The following is a 17,118-nucleotide window of genomic DNA, read 5'->3' as shown; positions in this document are numbered from 1 at the left end:
GAACTTAAGCTGGGATACTTACAAGTTCTGGCTGTCCATCTGCATGATACGGGTCTGATTTTTCTTTATCAGTTGCGGTTCGAAGGTGCTTTCCCAGTCGCATGGCGTGCTGATTTCAATTTCTCCGTCATCACAGAACAATTTTTCTGACGAGTAGCCATTGCGGGTATTGGAGCCTGTTTTAGATGCGTTCCTCTCATGCCGATGTGGTCAGTCAGCTCAGCATTGAGCGCTGTTTCAACAGTGAGTTTCGTCAGCATGCGAGAAAACTGGTTGAGGTCGGCTTCGGTTTTAAGGCCCTTAGCCAGTTCAGCAGCAAGGGCTTTAAGTTTCTTTTCGTCCATAATTGCCCGTCTCTGTAGTTGAAGTGAACATATCAAAAACAGGCAGATACACAATTTAAATTACAAACTCCAGATAAAAGCTGAAAAAGACGCCAATTATCCTTGATTCGTCTTTCCTATTTCTTTTCAACTTTTACTTTACCATCTGGTGTTAAGGTGTATGTATTCTTGTCTATATTTATATAACTTTTTCTATTAAGGCTTCCTCTCACAACAATTGCTATGTTGTTATACACACATTTCTTGTGCTCGCCATTAGTATCATCAAAGCAGGTATAGTCATCAATTGAACCATCTCTGGTTCCTTTTGGTAATTTTTCATAACCGCCGAAATCCATTACGATAACTGTGTAATTATCTGGGGTATTGATAACATGATATTTTTTCTGAAGTGAATCTTTGTTTTTCAACCACCAATTTAGTTTTCCTTCAGTAGTCATTGGTAAGTGTTCTACAAAAACTGCACCATTATCAACTCTGACTATTTTGGTTGGCCTTATAGCAATCCATATGCAGTATGCTATTATAAAAAAAATTAAGATTGCTCCAATCCTTTTATAGTTAAACATTGTTTTCTCCTGTCAATGTTATAGTAGCCTCGAAATTTGTGAAAAATGGCTTTTGAGCAAAATGCTTTGCTCTCTGTATAACGAACCATATTCTAAAGAAAGTAATAGAGTTAAATTTAGCCTTTAAGATATCTTCTTTATCTAAGCCAAAATGATCTTGTGCTCTATATTTAATAGTCGCAGTATATTTATTGCCCTGGAAGGTCAGGCTTTCTATAGATATTTCTGTGCTGTTTATGTCATGGACGGTAATGCCCATTCCATTGACGAAATCTTTCCATCTTATGTATTTGGGTAAATGACTTTTAGATAACTCGCTCGAAAAATGTTCTTTCGTCAACTGTGATTTATTAAAATCAAATTGCTCGATGGTGTTTTTAATTATGGATAATGTGCTGTCGATAGAGTTGTCACTCAAAATGAGATTTTTGTATGCATTGTTCATAAATGGATGCTGAAAATCATTTCCATTACTACGTTGCATGTGATTGAAAAGATTTATGATCAAGCCTTGGTATGGTCCTCGGAAAGAAAAGGCATAGGACTGAGATCGTAGCTCATCATATAACATCGCAATGGCTTTTTCTCTACTAACTGACTGTATAGACTTTGTAGCAGGATGCTGACAGGAGGGGCCAAAAGTAGTCCAGTCGATGAAAGTTGATACTTGCCCGAGATGATAATGTTTTTTCAGTAAATCAACATCCATGTCGCCACTTTGCATGTCATCGGCATTTCTGTCATTAAATCTTTTTTTTGTAGTGAAGATAATCAGTTTTTTGTCGATTCCTTTCATTTAAAATTAATCCATTTTAATCAAATGATTAAGTATTATACATTTTTTGTTTGTAAGGTAGATTGAGAATTTTCTTAACATTTACTATGTTCAGAGTCATTTACGCCCACACAATCATGCAGTGATGAACCTCAGCCGTGAGAGTAGTCATTTTCTAAGGGGGCATATCTGGGGGGCAGAGCACAAATTGAAATGAAAAAAATCACATATAGAACAGATGACTGGCCAGAAGGTTAGAATACTATATTTTTATCAATTAGTTACGCTAATTTTAATCACGCCTGATTCCCTCATTGTGTCATATTTGTGTCGTAACCCCCTAAAAGCGAGTCAATTTTACATACAGGTTCTGTTCACGTTTGGCCCATCAAACAAATGGAATGATCTGGCCGAAAGCACAGATGCCGATAAGCTTTTAAAGGGGTTCCTTCAGGTGCTCCACTCGAGCATGCTGGTAAGTTTCGCGATAGCTGGAAGTATGAGTTGAATGGACTGGAAGCGATTGTTGGTTAAAAGGATGAAAGGACTGAATGGTTCGAATTCGGCACATCGAAAATGCCGCCGTGCCCGGTGTTGGGGCCAGCAGTAATCCACAACGGCAACGTTATCCGCTGTGCGGTTGGATGTGTAGCGTTTGAAGGGGAGGGGGAGCCCTAAGGGCCATGTCATTTACCCTTAGCTCAGTTATGACGATTTGCTTTGATCCCACCACGCCACATCCCAATACCATTTCATGATCAAATCACCAGTAACTGAAATCATCAATCCACGTTAACATTATTGACATCTTTTTGAATGGAATTCTTAAAAATGCTGACAATGCGCATGGTGTATGACGACCAGGCCAGAAAAAGCGGTCAGGGAGAATTGCTGATTAATGGCGTTGGCCGTTTTCCCGTTCTTAGTGGCCGCAAAACACACATCAACGATCCGAATTGTGAATATCTTGCCGATGAGGGGTCAATACCAGTCGGTCGCTACTGGATTGTGGAACCACCTCAGGGCGGTGTTTACACGCAAGCCAGGCGAGCCTTTATGGATTTTCTGCATAATACAGACCATTCAGAATGGTTTGGACTATATAATTCGCAGACGATGGATGATTACGCCTATGTTAATGGTGTAAAGCGTACTGGTTTCCGTCTGCACCCATTGCGCCCGGATGGAAGTGGCGAGTCATGGGGATGCATTACCTTGTTCAAGGTAAGCGACTTTAAGCAAATAAGGCAGGCTTTGTTGCGTACCAGCAAGGTAAAAGTACCTGGTTCCAGAAGTGGCCTGATGGCTTATGGTTATGTTGATGTGATGGGGAAAGCGGATTATGCGAAATGTGTTAATTAAAATATTCGCTGGCCTGATTTACCTTTTCCTGGCAATGCTGCTGATCAGGTATATCACGCCGTTAAATAGTATGATCTTAACCTTCGGCTCATGGTTGTTCTTCATAATTGGCCCCGGTGGTTTGGAATGGGTGGGTAGCGATTACTTATGGGCAGAAGACCCGGCCACCACGGTAGTGACTATATTGGCGGTGGTCGTCATCGCGTGGTTGCTCTCATTAGCGGCCAGAAGTCTCATTTTCAGGAAGTGAGGTTTATGCTTTGATGATCGTCACCCCTCGTGCTCGCAGATTTGGTTGCTTACCAACGCACCTTGTCGCGGACAGGGTTGATTCCGACTTTAATGATGGGGTGGTTGCCCTGTAAGTATCCCGGCAAACCGGACCATTCACATTTAGAGATCTTCTGACATACTGACTATGTTCCCGGAGGAGATTGCCATGCGCAAAGCATGACTCACCGGGCACCAGATCATCGCCGTTCTGAAGTCCGTCGAAGCCGGACGCACCGCGAAAGACGTCTGCCGCGAGGCTGGGATCTCTGAGGCCTCGTACTAAAACTGGAAAGCGAAGTTTGGCGGTATGGAAGCTTCTGATATCAAAAAGATGAAAGACCTGGAAGATGAAAACCACCGGCTGAAACGAAAGTTGTACTGGCCTGGCGTGGCATCGAAATGTAATACATATGGCTCAGGTGTTACGTTTGGACGTGGTTATGACATGAAGCACAGATCTGCCGGAGAAATCATTGCTGATTTAACCTATGTAGGCATCCCTCTGGATGAAGCGAAAAAAATAGCCGGAGGCGCTTAGAAAAGTCATTGCGCGGCCAGCGATTTCGTAAAAAATAACAAAGGCTCCACGATTGAATTAACCGAACAACAACAGCTGAGGCTGTTCGAAAAAATCTATGCCAGGTATGTAAAAGATTCCATCCGCTTTTATAACAAATATAAAAAAACAGGATTCGGTTTCATGGGATAAAATTCACCCGGCTTTGAAAGAGGTTTTTGTTGACATGAAATATCAGGGGGCCATGTCACGGGAAATGGTGCCAGTTTTTGGGACAAACAATAAAGATGATGTTATAAAACTGATAAGAAATAACCCTGACATAATGCTGCATGAATCTCAAGATGCCGTATCCCGTATATTCAGAGATATGTAAAATGAAAATAGTCTATGCTGTTTTAATTTATATGCTTACTCTAAGCAACTCTTTGGCTGAGTTAGTAGAAAAAATACTATCACTGATGCATTAAAACCATGCATGAGTATCAAGCATTCTGGTGAAGTAGAATCGTGCCTCATCGATCTTAAAGAGCAAAAAAAAAGGATTATGAAAAGGAATATAAATCTTATATTCAGTCAGTAAAAAATTCAAAGGAAACTCCGGCTAATAAAACCAAAATCATAAATATCGAACAAAAAGCAAAGGAGGGGTGGGATGCTTACCTTAAAAATTCCTGTCTGGCTGAAGTTGCTTTATACTAAAAAGATTCTTATGGATACAATTCCAAATACTATGTTTGTCTCACTGAGAACTATTTAAGTCGAATTGATTATTATATAAAAAACAAATTCTGACAAAGATGGCAGAAAAAGGATTCACAGAAAACGCCGGCGAAGGAACCCGCTCTCGCCAGAAAGCTCTTGGCGGAGGTACTTAATGAAGCTTGTAAACCATAAAGAACTGCATAACGAGTGGATGCAGGATGATGAATATAGCGCTGCGTGGCATGAAGAAGCACGCAGGGAGAAACTCAGAGATATGCTTGCTGAATGACGTAAGCGTGACAATCTGACCAAAGCGCAGGTTGCTGAACGCATGGGTGTCACGCCTCCGATTATTTCCCGCCTGGAAAACAACATCACCAAAGCCAGCATTGACACGCTTACTCGCTACGCTCACGCCTGTGGTATCAAGAAACCTGTCATTACCCTGTACTGAGCAACCAGCCTTTTGGGGCGGCCTTTTGTTTCAGAAAGCCCCAATATTGCTTTATCTTGCCCCTGACTAACCAAATCCCCGCCATCCCCTCGCGTACGCGCGCGTTTGTCTGGTGGTGGAAATGCATTTAGCCAGGATTTCGACCGCGCTTTAAATCACTCTCGCATCAGTTCAAATGCGAGGCATATCATGGGCAGACCACGTAAAAACCCCGTCGAAGTCCCCGGCGCGGAAAAATCCAGCGTTACATCGCCAGGCGCTGATGACGCCACAATAAACACAGAGCCGCTGGCAGAATCATCAGAATTTGATGTTGCCAGCGCAAGCGATGCGGAGTTACTCAACTACTTACTGAGCTACCAGTTCAGTGACGGGACGGAAACAATCTGGGGCAATGTGAGCCATTTCTGCAACAGCTTGTAACCGGTAATATATGCGCCAGCTCCATCTGCCGCAGTCAGTGAGGCTGTTACTACGCAAATCCATAACCAGCGAAAAGGCCCGGTGCTCACAGAGCCCGGCTGGCTGTACGGTCAGGATGAAATCTGGCAGTCAGCCAGCGATCCAAGTGATACGGCGATTGGATTGTCGGTGGCCGGAAGGACTGGACTGCCCCCACGACAGTAGACAGATTCTGTCCTCACGATGAGGCCTGTTCGAAGGCCTCTGGACTGACGCCGCTGAGGTGACTGTGGCGCCGGGCCCTGTTGTAGAACACTTCAATGTAATCGAAGATATCCGCCCGGGCCAGATCCCGGGTTTTATAGATACGTTTTCTGATCCGTTCTTTTTTCAGCGAACTGAAGAACGATTCGGCCACCGCATTATCCCAGCTGTTGCCACGACGGCTCATACTCGGTGCCAGATTATTGGCCCGGCAGAAACGCGGCCAGTCGTCGCTGCCGTACTGACTTCCCTGATCCGAATGTACGATGACCTCGCTATCGGGCTTTCGCCGCCACACGGCCATCATCAGAGCGTCCAGCGCCAGTTCACGTGAGAGTGTGGGCTTCATCGACCAGCCCACCACATTACGGGCGAAGAGATCGATAACCACCGCCAGATACAGCCAGCCCTGCCAGGTGCGGATATAAGTAATATCAGTGACCCAGACCTGATTGGCCCGGACAACAGTAAACTGCCGCTGCACGCGATTAGGGGCAACCACTGAGGGTCGGCCAGCGATACGACGCGGCGCTTTATAGCCGCGTACGGCTTTAATCCGGTTCAGTTGCATAATACGACCCACCCGGTTTTTGCCGCAGGTTTCACCGATTTCATTCAGATCGCCATGAACCCGACGATAGCCATATACGCCACCGCTCAGGGAATATGAATCGCGGATGAGCGTCAGCAGACGCTGGTTATCTTTATCCCGCGCAGAGACCGGATTATGCAGCCACGCATAAAACCCAGCCCGGGCAACGCACAACACCCGACACATCGTCATGACACCCCATACAGTGCGGTGCTCATTGATAAAGCGGTACTTCAGTCGGGCTCCCTTGCAAAGTAGCGCGCGGCCTTTTTCAGAATGTCCCGTTCTTCCTCAGTGCGCTTCAGCTGTGCCCTGAGCTTCAGGATCTCACTTTTGGCTTCCAGTAAATCCCGGGCATGCTGTTCGCTGCTATCAGGCTTGATAGCCCATAGCCACTTGTAGAGGCTGTGCGCAGAAACGCCCAGACGGTCGGATACTTCGGCAACGGAATAACCGCGCTCCATTATCTGACGGACGGCTTCTTCCTTAAATTCAGGTGTAAATCGTGGTGTACCCATACGCTCCTCCTATGCTCAAACTATAGGGCAGGATCGTCTACCGGGCTGGGGTCAGTCCAAAAATGACTCTGAGGTGTCTGTTAAACCCGTGGCGATTCAAACCATTTTTTTGCAGCCACCTGCAATGTGTGTTCAGTAGCCGCTTTTAAGGCATTCGCCTTCTCAGCATTATGCTGTTGTGGGTCAATCTGCTGGGCAAGAAGTGCGAGGTACTGGTCTCTTAGAGAGCGAGCACGAGCTAGGGTGAGGTGAGGGTAAGTACCCAGGCTCATTTTTGTGCGTTTTCGGGTCGTCGGAACTGTGTATCTAAAATACCAGTTTTTCTTACCACCTTTTGCTGATGGTGAGATTCGCACAAACAAGCCTTCGCCGTCGAAGAGACTCACTTCCTTCTCTCCGGGCTTGGTGTTCCTGATTTGGGTATCATTCAGCTTTATGACGACCTTAGGCATTTTTGGACACTCTGATTTTGGACCCACACTGGTGGGCCTAAAGGAGGGTGTCATAAGGCTTGAACTCTAGCAACTCTTAAGAAATTATGATGAACACAAAAAAGCCCGCAGGGCTTGTGCCGTGCGGGCTTTCAGGACTTCAGCGGACGATTCTGGTATCGCCGCGAAAGAATTTTGGGCTGGCGTCCCTGTGCTTTATTTTTCAATAATATGATTTTTATGATTATTTTTTTATAGTCCTAAATTAAGGGTTCAATAAAGGGTCCTAAAAAAGGCGTCAGCACTGATTTATGTATTCCAGAGCTACAAACTTAGATACTGCAACGTTAAGGAGTTGAACTCACGAAACAGAGCCTTTCAGATCCAGAGGTTATTTCCCGTATGCAAGAGCTGACCTCCAACTACGTCTTCTCAATGCGCTAAACAAGAATTATAAAGGGGATAGTACGGAATTAAATCAAAAATCACTTAATTCATTGATAAATAGGTTTTTATTAAAAAAACTGTCATAGGCCGGAAAAATAGCACTTTTTGCTAATGTCCTCCTAAGCCTATGCTGGCTTGCTTTCAAAAAAACCTTCATAAATCTGCCTAAAAAAACACCATGTCTTGATCAATTCGTGCTTTTTCAGTGTTGATCGTCATAAGCGATATTCGAATAATAGCCTCATCAAAACAACGACGAGGAAATATATGAACGAAAGAAAAAGACTTATCCGCTTACCCGAAGTGTTAAACAAGACTGGTTTTTGTAAGGCGTGGATCTATCGGCTGATTAGCCGGGGTGATTTCCCTGCTCCGGTGAAAATAGGTGAGAGAGCGATAGCTTTCATTGAAAGTGAAGTAGACGAGTGGATTGATCAGATGATTTTTTCATCAAGAAGCAAAGCAGCATGATTAAATATTAACATAAATAAAAAGAGGAGTATTATATGAGAACGAAAATAGAACAATGTCAGAAAAAGATTGATCAATTTGATTGGGGATATCTTGATATCCTTGCGGAATATTTATACAGCAAACGATTGATTGCTTCATTTGACGATAAAACAAGTATGTTTTATAAAGTCATCAATATATTCAGAAATAGTGATTATGAAACACAAGAAGCATTAAAGTTCTATGTTATGTTTCGTAAGTATAAGTTAGTTGCTGAAGGTAAATAGTAGATTTCATCTATCTGAGTAGAAAACATCTCAAAATCGATTACAGAGCGTTTTAGAGCTGTATATGAACAATATGACTGATAGGCTAAAGACTGGATTTTTAATATCTGGTCTTTTTATTTGTTTTTTATATTTTCCTTTGTCTATTTTTTCTGTTGATAGCAGATGTGAAAATATTTTTTGATTTTTACTTGACGAATAATATATATCAGTTAAATAAAATAAAGATACAAAAAAAGCCAGATGATAAACTGACTTTTTAAGGACTAAAAAAGTATTCGCTGACTTTTTTAAGTCTTGTAATCAGTTATAGGATTAACGTGATTACAAATATAATGAAGTATTAAATAATCTTTTCATATTTGTCAAATCTAAATCTGAGCTTTTTACAAGTCTTTTAAATACCACTTCCAGAATCTTTAATGTCCTCGAAAGCAATCAAATTATAAACCTTTGTATCAGGTCTGCATATGTGGAGCAATTGAGCGCGAGTCGCTAATAAGAGATGTCCGTATGTTTTGTTGGTTGTAGGTATAGAAGGGGAAACGACGTAATACCAACCCGAAGCGAAGTTCTAAACAGATAATGAAGTTGTATATGGAATGGCTATGAGAAAGCCCTACCTTTGTTGACAGCATAAATAGGGGATAACAATACATTGATCTGCATGAACGAATCTGGGGGTGTCGTAGGGTGTCCTACATTGGAAACGATGTAGAGCTTTAAGCCAGATCAACTTGGATGAAGTCATATTTTTCATCTTGGTTTTCGCCAATCTTGATAGATTTCCAACAAAATAAGTTGAAAATCTCAGGAGGCGAAGCCTTGGATGAAGTCGCCTTTTTCGGGGGCGAACACAAGGCAGGATATAACTCTTAGTAAGGCTGTTTTTGTTTATAGAAAAAGTTCCTAGTTTTATGGCGTCAATAAAATATAAAGTAGAACTAGATCTAAAAAATGTATAGGGCGAAGCCCAATAAAGTAAAAAGAAAACCATATATAAAATAAGTTTCGCGCCAGATATCCCACCATAGAAATTTTCCCGTTGTTAGCCATTCAAGAAACAAATCCCAAATAGAAATAGATCGGTATAAAATATCGATATGGTGATATTGATAGGTTTTATCAATCAAAAGAGTCCAAATTGATCGTTGTTAATTGTTTTAAACGATCAATCATATATATATGATAGTCTTTGGCTATCAACGTCCATTTTTTCGATCGGTACAAACGATATGACTAAGCATAAAAATAATTGAATTCTAAGGCGTTTACAGATCAATCGTAGGTCTGTGCTATTGGTGAAGGAAAAGTTATGCGCAAATTTATGTTAGCGGCAGGTCTTGCCGTCCTACTGTCGGGTTGTGGCGATGATGGGATTTATGGAAACTACGTTAATCAACAATATGGTGTAAGACTTGATGTTCAGAAAGATGTGATCAAGTTCAGAAATGGCGTTTTTACTGTTGAAAGCTGGGATGAAAGCAAGAAACCCATCTATATAGCCAAAACGCAAAACAAAGATCTTGGCTCTTGGACTTTTAAAATCGAAAAAGTCAAAGATGGCGTTGTCTATCAAGGTGCTTTTTTTAAAAGGAACTGATAAATGGAAAACAACACAATCAAATGCCCTTTTTGCCTAAAAGAAAGCCAAAGAGGTGTTCAGGTATGCACAGGCTGCCAAGCGTCAGTTCTATATGGAACATATCCCGGTTGGTATGCGGCGGTGATCATCCTGTTAGCTTTTGGTCTGTCAGTTCTGATTGGAATGTCTACTGGCATGGCAGGAGCTACAATTAGCTTACCAATAATAGCTATTGTTGGTTTTGTCGCGGGTAAGGCAATTTTCTCAGACAACATTATCTTCAGAAGAAGAATGTAAATCAGTTTCGTCTTTCAGGGTGATGCTCCACTACGTGAACCATCACCCATATAAATTTTATTTCCTCCCCCTATGTCATCAAGCACTAAATCGGAACCCGTAAACGGGACCCCACGATTTAGCACTTGACGATTTGTCCCCGCAGCTACGCATAGCTACCATAAAGACAATATATTATTTACCCTATCTTTTATTTGCTTTTTATTCGTCGTGCAGTGTATTTATTATGTAGCCGCTATTGACAAGTATATTATATCGGTTATTTATTTAAATATAAGTGTAGTTCAGATTTTTTTGTTTTTCGGAAACTGAGGCAAGGTGTAATAGCGTATCCGCTATTTACCCAATCCTTCGGATTGCCCCCACGCGCTACGCTTGGAGGGTTGTTAAAAAATCTACCCTTCCGCCTGTTCCCCTTATCAAAGGGGAGGCGGTAAATAAAACCCCAAAGATTTACTTTGGATATTATAAATAACATTAGGAGTTATACATATGTCGCACGATTTTAGTATTGAAAGAAAAAAAGATGAAAAAATAGCTTTCTTTTTTGGTTGTGCTGATGCTGTTTTTTATAAGAGTTTTCATTGTGAAGAATATAAAAATCATTTTTCTGGTAGCAATGAAGGTAAAATAATAAGTAAAAAAGGAGCTGAAAACGCATTGAGTAAAATAATAAATAGCGAAGAGATAAAGAACTATCCAGATCCTTAACGTATAAATGACATTAAGGATTTTCATAATAATTTTTTTTAAAATCAAAAGAAGAAGATAAGTTTTATATTCATTTTAGTTGAGGGGATTAATATATGATTATAGCAATAGCAATGATGCTTCTTTGTATTCTTTTAGGTGCGTTTATGATCCGTAGTTGTATGGGTAAAACAAACACACCAAGCGAAGCAAAGCAAGCAATATCAGATGTCAGAAAAATAATATATAAAAAAGAACTTACAAAATACAAAAAGAGGTATCAACAATGATTATGGAATATGAAATGAAACTTAATATATTAGCGCGTTATTTCTATTATATTGAAAAAGTTAAAGATATACCTTTTGATTACTCTAGCTATGAGGAACAAAGCTTATGCTATTTTGTTGCCAATAGATACATTAACGAAAATAAAGCTGATGAGCTTATACAAGCACTGATAGATACTAATGACGATGATTATATAAAAGCTATAAGAGATTATGTTCATCATACAGCTTTGAATGAAGTGAGAAAGAAATATGAAAACAGATAGAAGGAGAGGACGTATAGAATTAAATCACGAAGAACGCAGAGATATATCTATACAGTTTAGAGTAAACAAAGCAGAGTTTGAATATTTAAAAGAACTTGTTGAGGCATCTGGCCTTGAAAGAGGCCATTACATTAGAAAAGAGATTTTAAATTCTGAACCTATTGTTAAAAGAAAAATGCCGGATTTTGAGAAATCATTGTATAGAGAAATACAGCATCAAGGTAATAATATAAATCAGATTGCTAAAAGACTACATACTAATGAAGACTTTAAACAATCGGTAGCTTCAGAAGCTAACTTTGCTATAAAGCAACTTATGAAAAGAATATTAAAAGCTTGCGAGGTTTATACAGTATGAAAGGGAATGTGGCTAAAACAGGGAGATCATTTAAAAGTAGAGTTGAGTATATATTAAAGGATGATCACAATTTCATATGTAGCAATATGGCAAGTGATTTTAATAATGTTAGTGATTTAACTGATGAGTTCAAGACTGTAAGCAGCTTTAGACCTGACATAAAAAAACCAGTCTTTCATGCGTTTTTATCTCTTCCAAAAGGTGATCATTTGACGGATGAACAATGGCAAGAGATAGCAAAAGACTATTTGAAAGAAATGAATATCGATATGGAAAAGCATCAATATATTTGTGTGCGCCATAAAGATACTGATAAAGACCATATCCATATTGTAGCAAATAGAGTCGGTTTAGATGGTTCGGTATGGTTTGGTCAGCACTCAGCATTTAACACAATAGCAGCTTGTGAACGTTTAGAAGTAAAGCATAGCTTAACCATTACACAAAGTCTCAAAGGCCAAAAATCAGAGTTATCAGCACCAACAAAAGCAGAGATCGAGATGTCATTGAGGACAGGTGAGAAACCAGCTCGTAGCGTGCTACAGAACGCATTACAGGCGGCTATGTTGAGTAAACCAGACCTACAGACGTTCATAGACAGACTACAGGCTGTAGGCATCGATCCGGCCTTCAACGTTGCAAGCACTGGCAACGTCGCCGGAGTGTCATTTGGTATCAAAAATAATGAAAAAAATATTTATTTTAAAGGCTCACAGTTAGGTAAAAAATACAGTTGGAATACTATTAAAGGCAGGATTAAATATGACAAAAATAGAGATGATAAACTCATTAGGAGCTTCTCAGCAAGAAAAGATGATGAATCAGATAGTATTGGACGATCACCTTTTGAATCAGATTTCAATGACAGTAGAACCCCTGACGGAATCAATGATGATATTATCCGAATCAATCAGTACAGCATTGAATCAGACGCAACAGACACTAACAAGAGTGAACAACTCATTAGAAGCAACAACAACAGCTTTAAACTCAGCGAAAAATATAATAGATCAGCAAGCCATAAAGTTAGAAGAACAACACAAAAAGCTGCACAAATACTCAACAGAGTTAAAAAACAATACATTAAAGAACCAATCAAAACTTATACTAAAAGTAGCTTTAATCGTGGGAGCAATACATTTAGCGGCAGTTCTATCAGTAGGATACTTGATCATGCAGAAACAGCCACAACAGCCACGAATAACTTTAGACTCAAAGGCCGTCGCAATTTCAATAGTAGAGCAGCTAAGATCGAAGAAATAAGACGTAGACTTGGAATAGAAAAACCTGTTATTCAGCCAAGGAAAATACTTAAAGAAGAAATAAAGAAAAAGCCTTTAGGTTCGAGTATGAATGAAAATAGATTTAAATCGAAGTTAAAAAAAGCTCTTAAAAAAGGAAAGCCAAAAAATGAAAGAATATCCTTACAGAAGGAAGATGAACAGAGTTTAAAACCAAAGGCTCTTAATTCTCTTTAATGTGATATCAATGAATCAATGTGTCAATATATAAGTTTTACTTGCCTCAGGTGTAATTGTTTTTTATTTATAGGACCGTTTGGAAGTTATGCGGCCCTTTAGATAAAATAAATTTACGATGTAATCAGTAAATCAAAATGGGATATCATTCTCAAAATTAATAGTTCCAGTTATCTTTGTTTTAGAAATATCTTCTATCATTTTTGCTAGTTCATCTTTAATTTCTTCATTTCCATTTAATGCGTTAATCAACTTATCATTTTTTGTGTCAATATCAATATCAATATTTCCTTTATATAATGATATTCGTGTTATTGCGCATTTATCATAAAGATTAATTTTCCTGTAAATGAGGGATCTTATTTTATTAGCGAATTTTCTATTCAGTTCATTGGCAAGGATTTTCTGTTTTTCTATTTTTTCCAATGCATCTTTGAAAAAGACGTTAAAGCAGCGCGAAATGTGTTGACAATAATGCTTATGCAGAGAGTGATAATTCTTGATTAAATCACAAAAACCGTCAGGGGTCATGAAATTAATTTTTGAGGATACGGATTCACCATTGATTATATAGTTGCTTATATATATTTGTGAATTCACTTCATTGGGTTCGATATGTTCATCTGAACAATCAAGTGTTATTAAATTGCTATCTATTATTGATAGTAGATGAAAGAAATAAACACATCTTTCTTTTTTTCTTTTAGACAATGAACTAATTTCATATGATTGTGATTTCATTAATGACGTAATTGAGTTAAATATGTTTTTATCGTTATCGGGCTTGCCATTATTTTTTGACATTTCTTGGAAAGCAAAAACTTGTTTGTGAGGCTCAAATAGTTTTTCGTAAAGTTCGCCTGTTGGGACAGCTTCTTTTATTAATTTTTCTTCTTGTAATTGATAGTCTATTATTGGATGATTGGACCAATACTGTAATGGTTCCAACTCAATATTAGGATCGCTTTTATTGAATTCTTTCGTGAGTAAAGCCCAAATTTTTTCGTCGTTTTTTTTACAACTTATTATTAGTGAAGTATAAACATAGATATCTTCTATCTTGGTGGCTTTATAGGCAATGATATCAATTTCTCTGGCTGTTTTTGCCACGTCATCAATGTAATACTTGTTGTTTATTACATTCCATTTGTTGCTGATCAATATCTTTGATATCTTGTTTTCCAAGATAAAACCTGTGGATTTAATATTTTCAGAAAAAATTGTCAGGTCCATTTATACGCCTCTATTGATTGCCTTGATTTATACAATCGCTCATAGTTTATCTATTTATAAATGCCTATCACGCTGCAATTGCCTTATATTTCTGCGCCTGAACGTAATCTCCCCACCACTGCATCAGCTCTGTTCTTTCAGCAAGATACTCAGCACGATTGTAAGCGGCTATGATTTCGTTGTTCTTAGTATGAGCTAAGGCTGATTCAAGCACCTCTGTTCTAAATTTACCACTTTCTTCAGCAGCCGTTCTTGCTATAGAGCGCATTCCGTGAGCAACCAGTTCACCACCGAATCCCATACGGATAATTGCAGCATTGGCTGTTTGTTCATGCATGTGGTTAAGAAGGGCCTTAATACTTGGGAAAACCCACTCTCTATGACCACTGATCGGTTTAATTGACTCAAGGATGCGCATAGCTTCTTTGCTCAGAGGAATCTTGTGAGGGCGCTTCATCTTCATAAACTCACCGGGGATATTCCAGAACCGATTATCTTCGTCTATATCACTCCAACGAGCACGGACTGCTTCCCCTGGACGAACCCACGTAAGGAGTTGCCACTCAATTAGAAGACGTGTTTCGAGTCGTATAGAAGCGTTATAAAGAGCAATTAAGAATCGGGGTAAATCATCTGGTGGTAAAGCTGGCATATTTTGCTTCTTGGGTTTGCTGAATCTCTGGCCGAGATTGTCAGCAGGATTAAACTCAATAAGTTCTTCTGTAGCAGCCCAACGAAAAATTTCATTTAGACGCGAAATGATACGGCGTAGGGTTTCCAATACGCCTCGTTGTTCTATGGGGTCAAGGTGTTGTTTTAAGAGCTTGGGACGGATCTCTTTGATCGGAACGTTGCCTAAACCGGGGAAGATATTTCGTTCAAGGCTCCGCCAGATATCTTCTGCGTGGTCTGTAGAGATACCAGAAGTCTTGACCTTCTCATCTAACCATTTCCTAGCAACTGCCTGTAGCGTGTGCTCAGTGGCATCCTTAAGAGCATTGGCTTTATCGTTGTTGTGAATCTGCGGATCGATACCATTTGCAAGCAACGACAAGTATTCATCACGTAAAGCCCGGGCTTTGGCAAGTGTGAGATGAGGATAGGTTCCTAAGCTCATCTTTGTTCGCTTTTTATTCACTGGCACTGCATACCTGAAATACCAATTTTTCTTACCACCCTTTGATAGGGGAGCGATTCGTAGCATCAGGCCGTCACCGTCAAAAAGGTTGATCTCCTTTTCTGCTGGCTTGGTATTTTTGATTTCAGTGTCAGTGAGTTTCTTAGCGATTTTTGCCATTTTTAGGACCCTCGATTTTGGGACCCTTTGCGTTGGGTCCCAAAAAGGGTGCCACAAGGAGTAGCTTCTAGCAAATTTCAGTAGACTTCTGCAGACGTAGAAAAGCCCGCAAGGCTGGTTCCATGCGGGCTTAGTAGACTTCAGTATACTTCAAACAACTAAAAAGTGGTGGAGCTGGCGGGAGTTGAACCCGCGTCCGAAATTACTACACCGTCGGCACTACATGCTTAGTCCAGTTATTACATTCGCTGGTTAGCTGCGAACGGACACGCCACTAACAAACTAGCCTGATTGGATTTAACGCTTCAACCCCAGGCAGGGCATCCACGCGATCTCTTTTGGGTTTGACCTCTCTTGATCCCCGTCCTAAGAGCGGAGGCTAGGGAGAGAGGACACCTTCAGTTTCTTAGGCTGATTAAGCTGCGATTGCAGCAGGTGCGTAGTTTTCGTCGTTTGCGACTATTTTTTTGCGGCTTTTAACGAGGCCAACCGCCCCTCGGCATGCTCCTTGGGCTTCGCAAATCCCGTCGAATCCAGAATCAGCCCCAGGTACTGGAACAGCACTATACAGAAAAACCTGCCATTACACCAGTGGCTTAGCGATTAGCGTGTTTCATAATACGTGCTTTGTCTAATTTCCACTCTCTGTCTTTAATATCATCGCGTTTGTCATGCTCTTTTTTGCCTTTGGCAACGCCGATTTTTAGCTTGGCCCAGGCATTTTTCCAGTAGAGTGACAATGCCACTATGGTATAACCTTCGCGGTTTACACGACCATACAATGAATCCAGCTCGCGTTGATTTAACAATAACTTACGGTTGCGAGTGGGGTCGCAAACCACATGTGAGGACGCTACGGTCAACGCCTGAAAAGTAGAGCCGAACAGGTAAGCTTCACCATCACGCAGTAAAATATAGCTGTCGCTGATATTGGCTTTACCTGCACGTAATGATTTGACTTCCCATCCCTGTAACGAAAGCCCGGCTTCGAATTCTTCCTCAATGAAGTATTCATGGCGGGCTCGCTTATTCATGGCAATGGTGGCTGAACCGGGTTTATGTGCTTTTTTCTTTGTCATAGTGCAACTTAGTCTTCATGAAGCAATGATTGATGGCATCCCCTGTAACAAGCGCGGCAGGGAAAACCGCTATTCTAGCAGAACACTGACGGCTGAGAATTTTTGTTTGATCTCCGGCAATGTTATAATCGGAAAGTTTTAAGATTAACAGG

19 protein-coding genes, 1 other RNA gene and 4 pseudogenes are annotated in these 17,118 nt (G+C 40.4%); 15 read left to right on the top strand and 9 right to left on the bottom strand.

Annotated features, from left to right (window positions below; all coding sequences use genetic code 11):
• Positions 1 to 21: 21 nt before the first annotated feature.
• The 3 genes and pseudogenes from AC3RPL_RS14375 to AC3RPL_RS14365 form a co-directional block, all read right to left on the bottom strand.
• A pseudogene (locus AC3RPL_RS14375) lies at positions 22 to 344 on the bottom strand (transposase); the annotation flags it as partial.
• 116 nt (positions 345 to 460) lie between these two features.
• Positions 461 to 913 carry a DUF943 family protein gene (locus AC3RPL_RS14370; protein ID WP_490740495.1) on the bottom strand — a complete coding sequence of 151 codons (453 nt, stop codon included), beginning with the start codon at positions 911 to 913 and terminating at the stop codon, positions 461 to 463.
• Positions 906 to 1,709: a DUF3289 family protein gene (locus AC3RPL_RS14365; RefSeq protein ID WP_490740494.1), complete on the bottom strand. Its 804-nt coding sequence runs from the start codon at positions 1,707 to 1,709 to the stop codon at positions 906 to 908. The genes AC3RPL_RS14370 and AC3RPL_RS14365 overlap by 8 nt, the downstream gene beginning before the upstream one ends.
• Positions 1,710 to 2,519: 810 nt before the next feature.
• Between AC3RPL_RS14365 and AC3RPL_RS14360 the strand changes: the two genes are divergently transcribed.
• From AC3RPL_RS14360 to AC3RPL_RS14335, 6 genes and pseudogenes are all read left to right on the top strand, one after another.
• Positions 2,520 to 3,050, top strand: a complete 531-nt coding sequence (locus AC3RPL_RS14360) for a DUF2778 domain-containing protein (RefSeq protein WP_490740493.1) — start codon at positions 2,520 to 2,522, stop codon at positions 3,048 to 3,050.
• Complete coding sequence (locus tag AC3RPL_RS14355) at positions 3,031 to 3,300, top strand: hypothetical protein (protein WP_490740492.1); 270 nt, start codon at positions 3,031 to 3,033, stop codon at positions 3,298 to 3,300. Before AC3RPL_RS14360 ends, AC3RPL_RS14355 begins: the two co-directional genes overlap by 20 nt.
• A 219-nt stretch (positions 3,301 to 3,519) precedes the next feature.
• Positions 3,520 to 3,693 (top strand): annotated as a pseudogene (locus AC3RPL_RS14350) (transposase); the annotation flags it as partial.
• Positions 3,694 to 3,768: 75 nt separating this feature from the next.
• Positions 3,769 to 3,861 carry a hypothetical protein gene (locus AC3RPL_RS14345; protein ID WP_490740710.1) on the top strand — a complete coding sequence of 31 codons (93 nt, stop codon included), beginning with the start codon at positions 3,769 to 3,771 and terminating at the stop codon, positions 3,859 to 3,861.
• An 856-nt stretch (positions 3,862 to 4,717) separates the two neighbouring features.
• Positions 4,718 to 4,999: pseudogene (locus AC3RPL_RS14340) on the top strand (helix-turn-helix domain-containing protein).
• 189 nt (positions 5,000 to 5,188) lie between these two features.
• The gene (locus AC3RPL_RS14335) at positions 5,189 to 5,422 is read left to right on the top strand and encodes a hypothetical protein (RefSeq protein ID WP_490740491.1); all 234 of its coding nucleotides are present in this window, start codon (positions 5,189 to 5,191) and stop codon (positions 5,420 to 5,422) included.
• A gap of 217 nt (positions 5,423 to 5,639) precedes the next feature.
• Here the strand turns inward: AC3RPL_RS14335 and AC3RPL_RS14330 are convergent.
• A protein-coding gene (locus AC3RPL_RS14330; protein ID WP_490740490.1) for an IS3 family transposase occupies positions 5,640 to 6,775 on the bottom strand; the annotation gives its coding sequence in 2 pieces (ribosomal slippage) (positions 5,640 to 6,529 and positions 6,529 to 6,775; 1,137 coding nt in all).
• A 95-nt stretch (positions 6,776 to 6,870) separates the two neighbouring features.
• Positions 6,871 to 7,227: pseudogene (locus AC3RPL_RS14325) on the bottom strand (integrase arm-type DNA-binding domain-containing protein); the annotation flags it as partial.
• Positions 7,228 to 7,920: 693 nt separating this feature from the next.
• Here AC3RPL_RS14325 and AC3RPL_RS14320 point away from each other — a divergent pair.
• From AC3RPL_RS14320 to AC3RPL_RS14280, 9 genes are all read left to right on the top strand, one after another.
• Positions 7,921 to 8,124, top strand: coding sequence for a helix-turn-helix transcriptional regulator (locus tag AC3RPL_RS14320; RefSeq protein WP_490740489.1), 204 nt, complete (start codon positions 7,921 to 7,923; stop codon positions 8,122 to 8,124).
• A 35-nt stretch (positions 8,125 to 8,159) separates the two neighbouring features.
• Positions 8,160 to 8,393, top strand: coding sequence for a hypothetical protein (locus AC3RPL_RS14315; protein WP_490740488.1), 234 nt, complete (start codon positions 8,160 to 8,162; stop codon positions 8,391 to 8,393).
• A 1,315-nt stretch (positions 8,394 to 9,708) separates the two neighbouring features.
• The gene (locus AC3RPL_RS14310) at positions 9,709 to 9,996 is read left to right on the top strand and encodes a hypothetical protein (protein WP_490740487.1); all 288 of its coding nucleotides are present in this window, start codon (positions 9,709 to 9,711) and stop codon (positions 9,994 to 9,996) included.
• A gap of 3 nt (positions 9,997 to 9,999) precedes the next feature.
• The gene (locus AC3RPL_RS14305; protein WP_121525355.1) at positions 10,000 to 10,275 is read left to right on the top strand and encodes a hypothetical protein; all 276 of its coding nucleotides are present in this window, start codon (positions 10,000 to 10,002) and stop codon (positions 10,273 to 10,275) included.
• Positions 10,276 to 10,767: 492 nt separating this feature from the next.
• On the top strand, positions 10,768 to 10,986 hold the full coding sequence (locus AC3RPL_RS14300) for a hypothetical protein (protein ID WP_490740486.1): 219 nt from the start codon (positions 10,768 to 10,770) through the stop codon (positions 10,984 to 10,986).
• 95 nt (positions 10,987 to 11,081) lie between these two features.
• Positions 11,082 to 11,255 (top strand): hypothetical protein, encoded by a 174-nt coding sequence (locus AC3RPL_RS14295; RefSeq protein WP_490740485.1) that lies wholly within the window; start codon positions 11,082 to 11,084, stop codon positions 11,253 to 11,255.
• A 14-nt stretch (positions 11,256 to 11,269) separates the two neighbouring features.
• The gene (locus AC3RPL_RS14290; RefSeq protein WP_490740484.1) at positions 11,270 to 11,521 is read left to right on the top strand and encodes a hypothetical protein; all 252 of its coding nucleotides are present in this window, start codon (positions 11,270 to 11,272) and stop codon (positions 11,519 to 11,521) included.
• On the top strand, positions 11,508 to 11,879 hold the full coding sequence (locus tag AC3RPL_RS14285; protein ID WP_490740483.1) for a plasmid mobilization protein: 372 nt from the start codon (positions 11,508 to 11,510) through the stop codon (positions 11,877 to 11,879). Before AC3RPL_RS14290 ends, AC3RPL_RS14285 begins: the two co-directional genes overlap by 14 nt.
• Entirely contained in the window at positions 11,876 to 13,357 is a 1,482-nt protein-coding gene (locus AC3RPL_RS14280; RefSeq protein WP_490740482.1) for a relaxase/mobilization nuclease domain-containing protein, read from the top strand. Before AC3RPL_RS14285 ends, AC3RPL_RS14280 begins: the two co-directional genes overlap by 4 nt.
• A 132-nt stretch (positions 13,358 to 13,489) precedes the next feature.
• On the opposite strand, the gene AC3RPL_RS14275 is transcribed toward AC3RPL_RS14280, so the two are convergent.
• The 4 genes from AC3RPL_RS14275 to smpB all read right to left on the bottom strand — a co-directional run bounded on the left by AC3RPL_RS14275 (position 13,490) and on the right by smpB (position 16,966).
• Positions 13,490 to 14,590 (bottom strand): hypothetical protein, encoded by a 1,101-nt coding sequence (locus AC3RPL_RS14275; RefSeq protein ID WP_490740481.1) that lies wholly within the window; start codon positions 14,588 to 14,590, stop codon positions 13,490 to 13,492.
• A gap of 67 nt (positions 14,591 to 14,657) precedes the next feature.
• The gene (locus AC3RPL_RS14270; protein ID WP_490740480.1) at positions 14,658 to 15,887 is read right to left on the bottom strand and encodes an integrase arm-type DNA-binding domain-containing protein; all 1,230 of its coding nucleotides are present in this window, start codon (positions 15,885 to 15,887) and stop codon (positions 14,658 to 14,660) included.
• A gap of 166 nt (positions 15,888 to 16,053) precedes the next feature.
• Positions 16,054 to 16,434, bottom strand: a transfer-messenger RNA (tmRNA) gene (gene ssrA / locus AC3RPL_RS14265).
• 49 nt (positions 16,435 to 16,483) lie between these two features.
• The gene (gene smpB / locus AC3RPL_RS14260; RefSeq protein WP_261641550.1) at positions 16,484 to 16,966 is read right to left on the bottom strand and encodes an SsrA-binding protein SmpB; all 483 of its coding nucleotides are present in this window, start codon (positions 16,964 to 16,966) and stop codon (positions 16,484 to 16,486) included.
• Between the last annotated feature and the right edge of the window lie 152 nt (positions 16,967 to 17,118).

This window comes from Erwinia papayae (assembly GCF_058241465.1).
This window is presented reverse-complemented; position numbering and strand designations above follow the sequence as displayed.